13 protein-coding genes are annotated in these 13,245 nt (G+C 69.2%); 3 read left to right on the top strand and 10 right to left on the bottom strand.

Translation table 11 applies throughout. The annotated features are described in order from the left end of the window. Positions 1-13: 13 nt before the first annotated feature. The gene (locus AB0H21_RS15515) at positions 14-1,624 is read left to right on the top strand and encodes a GMC family oxidoreductase N-terminal domain-containing protein (protein WP_358516667.1); all 1,611 of its coding nucleotides are present in this window, start codon (positions 14-16) and stop codon (positions 1,622-1,624) included. A 62-nt stretch (positions 1,625-1,686) separates the two neighbouring features. Here AB0H21_RS15515 and AB0H21_RS15510 read toward each other — a convergent pair whose 3' ends face one another. Together AB0H21_RS15510 and AB0H21_RS15505 are read right to left on the bottom strand one after the other, a co-directional pair. Further along, positions 1,687-2,457 carry a class I SAM-dependent methyltransferase gene (locus tag AB0H21_RS15510; RefSeq protein WP_358516666.1) on the bottom strand — a complete coding sequence of 257 codons (771 nt, stop codon included), beginning with the start codon at positions 2,455-2,457 and terminating at the stop codon, positions 1,687-1,689. 176 nt (positions 2,458-2,633) lie between these two features. Next, complete coding sequence (locus tag AB0H21_RS15505; RefSeq protein ID WP_358516665.1) at positions 2,634-3,200, bottom strand: DUF4240 domain-containing protein; 567 nt, start codon at positions 3,198-3,200, stop codon at positions 2,634-2,636. Between the two features lie 316 nt (positions 3,201-3,516). Here AB0H21_RS15505 and AB0H21_RS15500 point away from each other — a divergent pair, with 316 nt between their 5' ends. Together AB0H21_RS15500 and AB0H21_RS15495 are read left to right on the top strand one after the other, a co-directional pair. Further along, positions 3,517-4,692, top strand: a complete 1,176-nt coding sequence (locus tag AB0H21_RS15500; RefSeq protein WP_358516664.1) for a macrolide family glycosyltransferase — start codon at positions 3,517-3,519, stop codon at positions 4,690-4,692. A 213-nt stretch (positions 4,693-4,905) separates the two neighbouring features. After that, positions 4,906-5,505, top strand: coding sequence for a hypothetical protein (locus AB0H21_RS15495; RefSeq protein WP_358516663.1), 600 nt, complete (start codon positions 4,906-4,908; stop codon positions 5,503-5,505). Between the two features lie 70 nt (positions 5,506-5,575). Here the strand turns inward: AB0H21_RS15495 and AB0H21_RS15490 are convergent, their stop codons facing one another. From AB0H21_RS15490 to AB0H21_RS15455, 8 genes are all read right to left on the bottom strand, one after another. Next, positions 5,576-6,142 (bottom strand): DUF4240 domain-containing protein, encoded by a 567-nt coding sequence (locus AB0H21_RS15490; RefSeq protein ID WP_358516662.1) that lies wholly within the window; start codon positions 6,140-6,142, stop codon positions 5,576-5,578. A gap of 133 nt (positions 6,143-6,275) precedes the next feature. Continuing rightward, the gene (locus AB0H21_RS15485; RefSeq protein ID WP_358516661.1) at positions 6,276-6,470 is read right to left on the bottom strand and encodes a hypothetical protein; all 195 of its coding nucleotides are present in this window, start codon (positions 6,468-6,470) and stop codon (positions 6,276-6,278) included. Between the two features lie 283 nt (positions 6,471-6,753). Next, entirely contained in the window at positions 6,754-7,785 is a 1,032-nt protein-coding gene (locus AB0H21_RS15480; protein ID WP_358516660.1) for a LacI family DNA-binding transcriptional regulator, read from the bottom strand. A gap of 80 nt (positions 7,786-7,865) precedes the next feature. Beyond that, positions 7,866-9,365: a glycoside hydrolase family 13 protein gene (locus AB0H21_RS15475; RefSeq protein ID WP_358516659.1), complete on the bottom strand. Its 1,500-nt coding sequence runs from the start codon at positions 9,363-9,365 to the stop codon at positions 7,866-7,868. Continuing rightward, positions 9,362-10,183 carry a carbohydrate ABC transporter permease gene (locus AB0H21_RS15470; RefSeq protein WP_358516658.1) on the bottom strand — a complete coding sequence of 274 codons (822 nt, stop codon included), beginning with the start codon at positions 10,181-10,183 and terminating at the stop codon, positions 9,362-9,364. Before AB0H21_RS15470 ends, AB0H21_RS15475 begins: the two co-directional genes overlap by 4 nt. After that, entirely contained in the window at positions 10,180-11,103 is a 924-nt protein-coding gene (locus tag AB0H21_RS15465) for a sugar ABC transporter permease (RefSeq protein ID WP_358516657.1), read from the bottom strand. Before AB0H21_RS15465 ends, AB0H21_RS15470 begins: the two co-directional genes overlap by 4 nt. After that, a complete protein-coding gene (locus AB0H21_RS15460; protein WP_358516656.1) occupies positions 11,103-12,410 on the bottom strand; it encodes an ABC transporter substrate-binding protein in 1,308 nt (435 codons plus the stop codon). Before AB0H21_RS15460 ends, AB0H21_RS15465 begins: the two co-directional genes overlap by 1 nt. A 522-nt stretch (positions 12,411-12,932) precedes the next feature. After that, a complete protein-coding gene (locus tag AB0H21_RS15455; RefSeq protein ID WP_358516655.1) occupies positions 12,933-13,181 on the bottom strand; it encodes a hypothetical protein in 249 nt (82 codons plus the stop codon). Positions 13,182-13,245 lie beyond the last annotated feature (64 nt).

The raw sequence follows: 13,245 nt of genomic DNA, 5'->3' as shown, positions 1-13,245 counted from the left end.
AGGACCACGCACCATGTCACGCACCACCTACACCTATGTCATCGTGGGAGCAGGCGCGGCCGGCTGTGTCCTGGCCAACCGGCTCAGCGCCGACCCGAGCGCGCGTGTCCTCCTGCTGGAGGCCGGTGGCGGCGACCGGTCGCCTCTCCTGCGCATCCCCGCGGGCTTCTCCAAGCTGATGGGGACGAAGGTCAACTGGATGTTCGACACCGTTCCGCAGAGGCACCTCGACAACAGGCGGATCTTCCTGCCGCAGGGCCGGGTCCTGGGCGGCAGCACCTCGATCAACGCGATGCTGTACGTCCGGGGCAACCGGGCGGACTACGACGCGTGGCGCGACCTCGGCAACAAGGGCTGGGGGTACGACGACGTCCTGCCGTATTTCCGGGCGCACGAGGACAACGAGCGGCTCGCCGACGCCTACCACGGAACCGGCGGCGAACTGCACGTCAGCGATCAGGTCCAGCACAACCCCATGTCCGCGGCGTTCCTGCGGGCGGCCCAGGAGACCGGCATCCTCTACACCGCCGACCCCAACGGGGAACGCCAGGACGGGGTGTTCTACCACCAGGTGACCCAGCGTAGGGCGCGGCGGGAGAGCGCGTCGTCGGCGTTCCTGCGCCCCGTCCTGGACCGGCCGAACCTCACCGTCCTCACCCACGCCCAGGTCGGCCGCCTGATCGTCGAGAACGGCCGCGCCATCGGGCTGACCTACGAGCGCAAAGGCCGGCGGGAGACGGTGTACGCCGACGCCGAGGTCGTTCTGAGCGCCGGCGCGATCAACTCGCCGTGGCTGCTGCTGCGGTCGGGCATCGGCCCGGCCGACGAACTGCGCGCCGTCGGTGTCAACGTCGTCCACGATCTTCCCGGGGTCGGCAAGAACCTGCACGACCAGCTTGAGGTGTACATCACCCGCGAGTGCGCCCAGCCGGTCAGCTACAGCGGCCAGGACCGCTGGGACCGGGCGCTGCGGCACGTGATCCAGTACGGCCTGTACCGGACCGGCCCGGCCACCGCGACGATCACCGAGGTGGGCGCCTTCGTCAGCAGCGCCGCCGACGTGGTCTCCCCGGACATCCAACTGCACTTCCTGCCCGCCTACGTCGTCTGGAAGGACGGCTCGCACTCGGCGGAACGGATTCCCGGCCACGGTGTGACCCTGCTGGCCTGCAACGTCCGCCCCCGCAGCCGGGGCTCGGTCACCCTCGTGTCCAAGGACCCCTCGGTCCTCCCGGCCGTCGACCCGAACTACCTCGCCGACCCGTACGACCGGGACGTGGCCGTGGAAGGCTTCCACCGGATGCGCGAGGTCTTCGCCGCTCCGGCCTTCGACGGCCTCCTCAAGGACGAGAAGCTCCCCGGCTCGTCCGTCGAGACCGACGAGGAGATCCGGGCCTACATCCGCAGGTGGGCCAAGACCGACTACCACCCGGTGGGGACGTGCAAGATGGGCGTCGACGACCTCGCCGTCGTGGACCCCGAACTCCGCGTCCACGGCCTCGCCGGTCTCCGCGTCGTCGATTCCTCGATCATGCCGAACATCATCAGCGGCAACACGCAGGCCCCCTCCATGATGATCGGCGAGAGGGGAGCGGCCCTCATCCTCGGCACTCCCTTGGCCTGACCTCGGCCCGGTGGGTCACCGGGAACGCGACAAGTTGTACCTCGGACCGGGTGTCTCCGATCTCAGACCGTCCGGTTCGCCGTCTTCGTGAACCTGACCAGCCGGTACACCGGGTCCGGCCGGGGCGTCTCCTGGTCGGGCAGGGTCCGGAGGCGGTCGCACAGCTCCGTCAGCGTGCCGGCGTCGGCGGCCTTCGTCCAGGCGGGGCGGCGGGCGAGCAGGGAGGCTGCCCAGGCCCGGGGGGAGAGGCCCTGGCCGTTGCCCGGGAATGTGGTCTCACCGGCCGGCTCCAGGTTCAGGGCCGCGACCAGGCCGGTCACCCGGGAGGCGGCGTCGGACCGAGGGGCCGGGTTGCGGGCGCGTACCGGGACGATGAGGTCGGCGGTGTCGCAGGGGGTGGCGAAGTACGCGGCGTCCTTGTCCACCGTGGTGATCAGGGCGCCGCCGGGGCGTAGGACGCGGGCCGCCTCCGAGAGCGCCGCCGTGGACGCCGTCTCGTCCAGCAGGTGGAGCAGCCAGATCATCACCACGGCGTCCACGGACGCGTCGGCCAGGGGGACGCGCGTGACGTCGGCGACGGTGACGCGGCCGGGCAGGCGGCCGGACGCGATGCGGGCCATGCCAGGGGAGAGGTCGACGCCGACGACCCGGCGCGCCGGGAACCGGGCCGTCACGATGCCGGTGCCGCAGGCCAGATCGGCCAATGACTCGACGCCGGGAGGCAGCAGGCTCCCCACAGCCTCGGCGGCGCTCGCCGCCCGGGCGTCACCACCGCGCGTGCGGTCGTACGTGGGCGCTTCGAGGTCGTAGTTCAGCACCAGGCCATCATCCACCGCGGCGTCACCACCGCGCCCGCGTTCGGCCCCGTCACGAGGATCAGCGAGCCCATCCTGGACGTACGGCCATGCCCCACGACGAAACACGGCGACCTCCCCGTTGTGGCTACTCGGCACGGGCGGACATGCCATGTGCGGCCCTGGCCGTGGAAGTTGGTCATCGACCGGACGCTTCACGCGGGGGCGGCGAAGGGGAAGGCCGCGCAGAGCCGGGGAAGGTAGCGCGCGTGCTCAGCCTGGCCTCCCTCGATTCCGTCGTCGGCGGGTGCGGGGTTGCGCGGAAGGTCGATGCCGCGCTCCTCCAGAACACGCCAGAGGCCATACTCCTCACCTGTCACCCGTTCGTACGCGTCGTTGGCCACGTAGTCGAGGATCTCCCATTCGGGCGGCTCGGCATCGTCGCAGCCGGACGCCAGGTGCCGGACCTCGGGCGCGTCGAGGAGGGTGTCGGGAGCGGCGGTGGCTCGCTCGTACACCTGCTGGCCGAGGCCGATCACCCAGGCCTGGAAGTACCAGAAGACGTCGTCGGAGCACCAGCCATCGTTGAGGAGCATGGCGGCGCCCCACATCGGCCAGGTGTCGGCGGCCTTCCTCACCTCCGCGTGACGCAGTTCGAACTCGATGATCTGCGCCGGGGTGCGCCGGGCGAGTTGCTCGACCAGCCACTCGGCACGCTCGTCGAGATCTTCTGTGTGCGCACGGGCGCCTTCGATGAGGGCCCAGTACCCGTCGATGTCCATGCGGAGAAGTCTCGCGGTCCGCACCGACATTTTCGGCGCCGTGCGACGGACGGACCGCGACGTGTGCGGCGTGGACGGACGCCGCCGATCTCGGCGGCCGGGCCGGCGCGTCGCGGGCCCCGCGGATCGCCGGCGAGATGGGCTAGGATCCGAGGCGTGATCGACTCGATTCGGATGCGCGCCGCCTGAGGCGGCGCGACTGCCGGGCCTGCCCGCCGCCGGGCGGCCCCTTCTGAGTCATTCCCTCTCGCGGGGCAACTCCTGCGCGCCGTCGGAACGCCTTCTTGTGAAATCTCGAGAATCCGACGAGGACATCATGCGTACGCGCGAACACATCGCCATGATCGGCTGCACGGCGCCGAGTCACATCTACCCCTCACTGGCCCTCATCAAGGAACTCGTGGCCCGCGGCCACCGCGTGAGCTACGCGGTCGGGGAGCCCTTGGCCGGGCTGGTCGAGCCCACCGGCGCCGAGATCGTCTCCCACCCGTCGCTGCTGCCGCTCGGCGACCGGAGCTGGCCGGACGACCCCGCCACGGCCATGCGGGTCTTCCTCGACGAGGCCATCGCGGTGCTGCCGCGCCTCATCGACCGCTACGACGGCGACCGGCCCGGCCTGCTGCTGTACGACATCGGCGGGCTGCCCGCACCCGTGCTGGGCGTGCGGTACGGCATCCCGGCCGTGCAGCTCTCGCCGACGCTCGTGGCCTGGGACGGCTACGAGGAGGACATGGCCGAGACCCTGCACGCGATCCGGACGTCCGAGCCGGGCAGGAGCTACCATGCGGCGTACACGGCGTGGCTGCGCGAGAACGGCATCGAGCGGGACGCCTGGGACTGGCTGGCGCGCCCCGAGCACGTCCTGTCCCTCATCCCGCAGGCGATGCAGCCCAACGCCGGGCGGGTGTCGCCGAACGTGCGGTTCGTGGGGCCGTGCCTCGACCCCGCGCGCCTGGCGGACACGAGCTGGACGCCGCCGGAGAACGGCCGGCGGGTGCTGCTCGTGTCGTTCGGCACCGCCTATACCGACCAGCTCACCATCTATCGGGCCTGTCTCGACGCCTTCGCGGGTTCGGACTGGCACGTGGTGATGGCCGTGGGCGCGCACATCGACCTGGCGGAGCTCGGGACGATCCCGCCGGGGTTCGAGGTGCACCGCACCGTGCCGCAGCTCGCCGTGCTCGCCGCCTCCTCGGCGTTCGTCACCCACGCGGGGATGGGCGGCTGCACGGAGGCGCTGTGGTTCGGGGTGCCGACCGTGGCGATCCCTCAGGCCGTGGACCAGTTCGGCAACGCCGCGATCCTGGAGGAACTCGGCGCCGGCAGGCACCTGCCCGCCGGCGAGGTCATCGCCGCGACGCTGCGCGCGGCGGTCGAAGCGGTCGCGGGGTCGGCCGAGGTCGCCACCAGGCTGGCCGAGATCCGCGCGACGGTACGAGCACACGGCGGCGTCGGCCGCGCGGCCGACGCCGTGGAGTCGTTCCTCCGCTGAGCGAGCCGAGCGAGCGGGCGAGCGGCCCTGCTGAGCGGCCTATTGGGCGGGCCTATTGAGTGGGTCCGCGGGGCAAGGTCGCCTTCCCCGCGGGCCCCGTCCGCCGCGCGCAGGCCACCGTTCAGCCGGCGTCAAGGCATCGAAACCGGTGTGCAAGCGGGTCGACGTACACATGAGTCACGGCAGCGAACCTCTCCCGAAAGGACCGGCCCGATGAACCGCGTCTCCCGCTCCCTGCTCGGCCTCGCCGCGGTCGTCGTGACGACCGCCGCCGTCGCCGTTCCCGCCGCCGCGCAGGCCTCGGCCGCCGGCGCCCCGTGCAACGCCGCCCTGGTGGCGCCGCGGGGCAGCCTCATCGGCGACTATTGGCGCTCGATCGGCGGCCAGACCAGCGTGTACGGCTGCCCGACCACCAAGGAGTTCGGCTACCCGGACAAGAGGGGGTCCTGGCAGCGCTTCCAGAACGGCAAGATCGTCTGGTCGCCCGCGCTAGGCAACGGCACCCTGGTGCGCGTCTACCAGAAGGGCAACGACATCGTCTTCAAGTGGAGCGGCCTGGGCCGTGACTGGGACTTCTTCAACGTCCGCTGGAGCAAGGACGGCGGCGCCGCCACCCAGGTCAAGACCGGACGGCTGACGCCGTGGAGCGGCCAGTACATCATGTCGCCGTACTGCGGCGGGGGCACCTGCTCGACGACCAACGGCCACGAGGTCAACAGGTTCGCCTTCATCGTCCAGGGCTGCGACCGGGGCACCTTCGGCTCCGACTGCGGACCGTGGAGCATTCCCACGTCCGTCGACGTGGCCCACTGATCGCCAGCGTGAGGCCAGGGACATGCCATGTGCGGCCCCGGCGGCGGAAGTCGTTCACCGACTGGACGCTTCACGCGGGGGCGGCTAAGGGGAAGGCCGCGCAGAGCCGGGGAAGGTGGCGGGCGTGCTCGGCCTGGCCTCCCTCGATGCCGTCGTCGGCGGGTGCGGGGCTGGTCGGAAGGTTGATGCCGCGCTCGTCCAGAGCACGCCAGAGGCCATGCTCCTCACCTGTCACCCGCTCATATGCGTAGTTGGCCGCGTAGTCGAGAATCTCCCATTCGGGCGGCTCGGCATCGTCGCCGCCGGACGCCAGGCGCCGGACCTCGGGCGCGTCGAGGAGAGTTTCGGGGTCGGCGGTGGCTCGCTCGTACACCTGCCGACCGAGGCCGATCACCCACGCCTGGAAGTACCAGAAGACGTCGTCGGAGCACCAGCCATCGTTGAGGAGCATGGCGGCGCCCCACATCGGCCAGGTGTCGGCGGCCTTCCTCACCTCCGCGTGGCGCAGTTCGAACTCAATGATCTCCGCTGGGGTGCGCCGGGCGAGTTGCTCGACCAGCCACTCGGCACGCTCGTCGAGATCCTCTGTGCGCGCGCGGGCGCCTTCGATGAGGGCCCAGTACCCGTCGATGTCCATGCGGAGAAGTCTCGCGGTCCGCACCGACATTTTCGGCGCCGCGCGACGGACGGACCGCGACGTGATGCGGCGTGGACGGCGGGTCGATCGCCGGCGCCGCCTTCACGTACAGGTTGTCGACCAGCGAGGCAGGTCACGCATTGGGGATGTCCTCCTTTGCGGCGATCAACATCTTGCGGGGGAGGACGACCAGTGCCTCATCCTGTCCGATGCTCACGTCCGGGGGGAGACGGTGGGCGTACTCTGCCGTCAGGCCTCTTCCTATGACCGCGATGTCGCCATTGTCGAGCTCCCACAGGTCTGGACATGACGGATTATTGTCGGTCATGCCCAACTCGGCGGCTGATTTTCCCAGTCGTCGCTTGAATGACGCGGAAGCGTCTGCTTCCCACCTCGCCGACATAACACCCCTTTTAGTGAGCTGCTATTGCGAAGGTAACACGCCATTCAAAGTCGGACAATGAGGGGTGATAAGGACATCGCTTTGTCTGCTCAATCTGGTGTCGCCCTGCCCTCGGGCTGGTTGCCGTCGGGTGGTGCCGGAGCATGCGAAGCACGCTTCGGCACCACCCGGCAGGTGACTGCTGCTCCCGGGGCGCGCATGGGTGGTCTCAGAGCCGGCATGGTCGGCTGCTGGAGTCGCGGATGATGAGGTGGGGGGCGAGGAGCCTGCCCTGAGTGGGCGGGGCCTGGGGTGCGTTGAGGAGTTCGAGGAGCAGGTTCATGATGGCGCGGGCGACGTCTGCGACGGGCTGGCCGATGCTGGAGAGGGCCATGGCGTAGGCCGTGGGTGTGTCGTCGAATCCGATGATGGCCAGGTCCTTTCCGGGACGCAGGTCTCGGTGCAGGGCCTCGTGGTGGATGCCGACGGCGATGGTGTCGGTGGCGGCGATGATCGCGGTGGGGGGGTCGGGGGTGCTGAGGAGGCTGGCGGCGGCCTGCCTGCCTGCGGCGATGGTGTCGTCGGCGCGGGCGTCGAGGTCGGTCGGCAGTGCGTTCAGGCGCATGGCGTCGTGCCAGCCGCGGGCACGGCGCACGCCGACGGCCAGGTGCTCGGGCCAGCCGATGTAGCCGATTCTGCGGTGCCCTTGGGAGACGAGGTGGTCGACCGCCTGGTGGATGCCGTTCTCGTCGTCGACGTCGACCCAGGAGTAGGTGGTGGGACGGAGGAGGGTCCGGCCGAAGGAGACGAAGGGGACATCCTTGTCCAGCAGGAGCCCGGGCCGGGGGTCGTCGGCGACGATGTCGTAGAGCACCACCGCGTCGACCGCTCCGGCTCGCCACAGTTGCGACGCGGTCGCCGCCTCGGCGTCGGCGGCGTCGGCGGTGAACAGCTGGATGTGATGGCCGGAAGGGCGGGCGGCCTCGGCGAGAGCATGGAGGAAGCGGTCGTGGATCGAGCCGACCGCCCCGGTGGAGGTGGGCTCGATCCGGAACCCGATGATGTGCGAGGTGTTGGCCCGCAGGGCCCGGGCGGCGCGGTTGGGCTGGTAACCCAGTTCCTTGATCGCCGCCTCGACCTTCTTACGGGTCTTCGGCAGGACCCGGTCGGGCCTGTGCAGCACGTTGGAGACGGTCTGCGCCGACACCTGGGCACGGGCCGCGACATCAGCGAGTGTAACCGGCTGATTACGGCCTGACACCACCGATCTTCCTTTCCCAACGGAGAACCGAGCGCGAACTCACGCTGCCGACGATGGAGAACCAAGCGCGGACAAGCATCCTATTGCCACCACACGCAGGTCTCCTTAGGAATGAGCACGGTCCCGTCATCACGGATCGGCGGCAGTGGAGCGCTGGACAGGACCGGACTGCCCGGCGCGGTGATCGCAATGTCACGGTCGCTGAAATTGGTCGTGCACGTCAGCGATGACCGGGAGAAAACGAGCATTCCTTCCGGCGCGTCATGCCAGGCCAGCTCTCCGGCGAAGGAACGTCTGAGCCGCAGGGCATGGCGATACAGGGCGAGGGTCGAGTCGGTGCGGCGCTGCTGGGCCTGCACGGAAAGCTCGGCCCAGTCCGCGGGCATCGGCAGCCACGGCCTCCCGGCCTGGCTGAATCCGAACGCCGGTGCCTGCGCGGTCCATGGGAGCGGGATGCGGCACCCGTCGCGGCCTCGGTCGGCTCCGTCGCTGCGACGGAAGGTCGGGTCCTGGAGCGCCTCGTCGGGCAGGTCGAGGACTTCGGGCAGGCCCAGTTCCTCGCCTTGATAGAGGTAGGCCGAACCGGGCAGGGCGAGCATGAACAAGGTGGCGGCCTGGGCGCGGGCCGCTGATCCCAGGCGAGTGCGGTGCCGCTGCACGTCGTGGTTGGACAGCACCCAGGTGGGCGAGGAGCCGGCGGCGAGCGACCGGTCGACGACCGCGCGCACAGCGGGGGCCTGCCAGGGGGCGAGCAGGAACGGGAAGTTGAAGGCCTGGTGGAGTTCGTCGGGCCGGGTGTAGAGCGCCAGCCGATCGGCGGTGGGCGCCCAGGCCTCGGCGACGCCGATCCGGTCCCCGGGATAGGAGTCGAGGATCTTGCGCCAGCGACGGTAGACGTCATGGACGCCGTCCTGGTCGAAAAACGGCAGGACGTCCAGGCGATGGTCCTGGCCGGCGTATCCGACGTCGGGCAGGCCGTCGGCCTTGAAGAGGCCGTGAGCGACGTCGATGCGGACCCCGTCGACGCCGCGATCGAGCCAGTATCGCAGGATGTCGGCGTACTCGTCCGCGACCTCGGGGTTGTGCCAGTCGAGGTCGGGCTGCGTGGCGTCGAACAGGTGCAGGTACCAGTCGTCGCCGTCGGGGGCCGGGCTCCATGCGGGGCCGCCGAACACCGACTCCCAGTCGTTGGGCGGGCCGCCATCGCGGCCGGGCCGGAAGATGTAGCGCTTGCGCCGGTCGTGGGAGTGGAACCAGGGATGGGTGTCGGAGGTGTGGTTGGGAACCAGGTCGATGATGATGCGCAGGTTCAGGGCGTGGGCGTCGGCCAGCAGGGCGTCGAAGTCGGCCAGCGTTCCGAAGACGGGGTCGACGTCGCGGTGGTCGGTGATGTCGTAGCCGCCGTCGTTCATGGGCGAGGTGTAGAAGGGGGTCAGCCAGATGCCATCGACGCCCAGGTCGTGCAGGTAGGGCAGTCTGCTGCGGACGCCGTCCAGGTCGCCGATGCCGTCGCCGTCGGAGTCGGCGAAGCTGCGCAGGTAGACCTGGTAGATGACGGCGTTGGTCCACCAGGGGCTCACTTGACTCCTCCTGCGGTCAGGCCGTCCACGATGCGCCGCTGGCAGATCAAGACGAGGACGACCAGGGGAAGGGTCAGCACCGTCCCGGCGGCCATCTGGGTGCCGAACGGCTGGTCGAATCCGTACTGGCCGGTGAAAAGGGAGAGGATGACGTTGGCGGTCATGTTGTCCTTGCGGTTGACGACGCTGGCGGCGATCATGAATTCGTTCCACGCGGCGATGAACGTCAAGATCGCCGTGGTGAACACACCGGGCGCCGCCAGCGGCAGGATGATCCGGTAGAACGCCTGGAACGGGCCGCATCCGTCCACTTGGGCGGCCTTCTCCAGCTCCATGGGCATCTGACGGAAGAAGGCGGTGAGGGTCCAGATCGCCAGCGGCAGCGTGAAGCTGATCGTGGGCAGGATCATCGCCTGGTAGGTGTTGATCCAGCCCACCGAGATGAACGCCTCGAGCATCGGGACCAGGATGGTGATGCCGGGGAACATGGCGGTGCCGATGATCGTCGCCAGGATCAGTCCTTTGAACCGGAACTCCAGGCGGGCGATCGCATAAGAGGTCAGCACGGCCATGACGAGGACCGCGATCGTGGTGATGCCCGCGACGACGACGCTGTTGAGCAGAGCCTTTGCGAATCCGTTGGAGGGGTCGAAGGCCGCCCGGTAGTTCTCCAGCGAGGCCGGGGAGGGGATCGGGCTGTTGGAGAACTGGTCGGCCGGCCGGCGCAGGCTGGAGATCACCATCCAGGCGAAGGGCGCCAGGCAGTAGGCCACGAGCGCGACGGCGCCCGTGGGCCGCAAGAGACGCTGACGGTTCATGAGGCCCCCCGGCGGGTCACGTCCGCGCCGAACAACCGGACGAACGCGAAGGCGACGGCAACGACGTAAACGAACAAGATGGCGGCGTAGGCCGAGGCGGGACCGAAGCGCAGGTTGCTCATCTCGTCGTAGGCGAGCATCGACAGTGTCTCCACCGAATCCTTGCGCGGACCGACCAGCACATATGGCAGGTCGAACATTCTCAGGACGTCCAGGATCCGGAAGAGCACCGCGACAGCGAGTACCGGCCGCACCATCGGCACGGTGATCCGCCAGAACGTGGTGAACGGCTTGGATCCGTCGACCCGGGCGGCCTCGTAGACCTCCCGTGGAATCGCCTGGAGGCCGGCCAGGACGAGCAGGCCGATGAACGGGGCCGTCTTCCAGGTGTCGGCCACCACCACCGCGACCCAGGAGGAGAACCCGTTACCGGTCCACACCACGTCGGCGGACAGCACCGCGTTCGCGACGCCGCTCGGCGCGAAGATCCACCGCCACAGCAGCGCCGACACCGCGGTGGGGATGGCCCAGGGCACCAAGATGGAGGCGCGGATCAGACCCCGTCCGCGCAGATCCTGGCTCATGATCAGTGCCATCGCGACGCCGATGACGACCTCGATCGCGACCGACACGACGGTGAAGGTGGTGGTGTTCCACAGGGCGTTCAGGAAGCGGCCGTCGGCGACCGCGTAGTTGGCCAGGCCGAACTGGGTGCTGGTGACCTTGAATCCGGTGGCCGGGTCGATGCGGGTGCTGGACACCTCGAACGACATGCGCAGTGCGGCCAGGATGGGATAGCCGACGACCAGGAGCAGCGCGATCAGCGAGGGAGAGACGAACAGCAGGGCCAGTCGTCCCTCCCGCGCCCTGCGCTTGTTCCGGGACAGGCCGGGCACAGGACGCGGCAGGGTGTGCGTCACTACTTCGAGACCACCTTGAGCAGACCGGCCTGCATGTCGGTCAGCGCCTGGTCCACCGGCTTGGTGCCGCTGATCGCCGCGTAGGCGTTCTCCTGGATGACGGCGGTGAAGTCGCCGTAGGCGACGACCCGCGGCCGGGGCGCGGCAGTGTTGATGGAGTCGCGTAGCACCGGCAGGTAGGGGTACTTCTTCACCAGTTCGGAGTCGGTGTAGAGGTCGGCGTAGGGTGGGGCGGCCGAGGAGGCCTCCAGGTTCTTGCGGGCGTTGTCCTCACTGGCGAAGAAGCTGATGAAGTCCAGCGCGGTCGCCTTGTGCTTGGCGAACGCGCTGACGGCCAGGTTCAGCCCGCCCAAGCTCGACTTGCCGGGGCCGGTGAGGCCGGGCAGTGGCGCGACGCCGAACTTGCCCGCCACCTTGCTGGAGCCGTCGCTCTTGTTGGCCAGATCCCACTGATACGGCCACTGCCGGTGGAAGATCAGCTTGCCGGCCTGGAAATCGCGGCGGCCCTCCTCCTCCTTGAAGGAGATGGCGGACTTGGCGATCGTGCCGTCCTTGAAGGAGTCGGCCAGGAACGCCAGCCCCTTCCGGGCCTCGTCGGTGTCGACCGTCGGCTTGCCTTCGGCGTCGACGATGGAGCCTCCGGCCGAGTCCACGGCCTCGGCGAAGTTGACGGTCAGGCCCTCGTACTTGTCGAACTGGCCCGCGTAGCACGACAGGTCCTTGCCCTGGGGCAGCGCCTTGACCTTGGCGCAGGCGTCCTTCATCTCCGCCCAGGTGGTCGGCGGCTGGACGTGCGCGGCGTCCAGGAGATCCTTGCGGTAGAACAGCAGGCCGCCGTTGGTGTTGTAGGGGACGGCGTAGAGCTTGTTGAAGTACGTGCCCGTCTCGACGACCGCGGGGATCATCTTCCCGGTCGGGACCTTGTCGGCGGGCAGTTCGTCGATCCACCGGTTGGCGGCGAACTCCGCCGTCCACACCACATCCATGTTGAGGACGGTGTAGGCGTCGGACTTGGTCTGGGCGTTCTGGATGAACAGCTGGCGCTGCTGGTCGGCGCTCTCGGGCAGCTCGACGAGCGTGACCTTCTCCGCCGGGTGGTCGGTGTTCCAGCGGTCCAGCTGCGCCTGTACGGTGCCGGTGGTGTCCTTGGAGGACGCCAGGGTGATCGGGCCGCGATCCTGCGCGGGGGTGGGGGTGGGGGCGCCGTCGGCGGCCGGGGCAGAGGGGCTGCCGCAGCCCGCTGCCGCCAGGCCCAAGGCCACGACGCCGGCGGCCAACAGTCGCCTGGACGCTGGGGGGTTCCGCATGGTGATCTCCTTGATCCCTACACGCTGTTTTAGCGCTAAAACAAGAAACCTGGAGATGGGCTGGCCCGTCAAGAGCGAGCTTGGCAGCGTTACCCAGGAGTTATGCGCCACCGCCGTGGAGCTCACCTCTTGACAGGGTTAACTCGTGAGGTTGATCATGAGCGATCGATTGTAGCGTTAAACAACCCGCCTGGACGGCGGCTTCCAGATCCGCGACGGCCGCGACACCGCCGCCGCCTTCGGGATCTGGGGATCCCCGCGGCCGCCGGCATCGGCGGACCGGACCGACCGCGAGGGCTACCTGCCCTGCCTCACGACCGCCTTCACCCGCCAGAACGCCGCCGTGTCGATCACCAACTTCGGTGACAAGGTCACCCTCGGCGGCGCCGATTTCGTCCTCGTCTACTCCCGGGTGACGATTGACCGGGTGACCGAACCGGCCGCATGAAACCGGGTGTCCACGCCCCGGGGGAAGCCCAGCGAGGCGGGGACCCCACGTTGGCGCCGCATCGTGTCCTTCACTCATCGACGGGGTTCCCAGTGGAAGGTCAGCCTTACCATGATCAGTGCCACGAGGATCCAGCCGAGCGTGGGAAGCGCAAACGAGGGGTTCCCGCCGAGCGGCACACCGCCGTTCCAGGCGTTGATGCTCAGCTGCGTCGTCGCACCGGTGGGGAGGAGCGCCTTGACCAGCGGCATCGAGCGGGACCCGATGAGGCCGACCCACAGCGACAGCCCGATCGCGCCGAAGGCGACCGGCAGGGCCGTCACTTGGGCGTGACCCCTACCCGGCGAACGCCGCGCACCCCAACTACACCGACAACTGCGAAGAGCC

This window comes from Sphaerisporangium sp. NPDC051011 (genome assembly GCF_040653595.1).
Classification (GTDB): Bacteria; Actinomycetota; Actinomycetes; order Streptosporangiales; family Streptosporangiaceae; genus Sphaerisporangium.
Note: the sequence above shows the minus strand (reverse complement) of the source record. Positions and strands in the feature narration are given on the sequence as shown.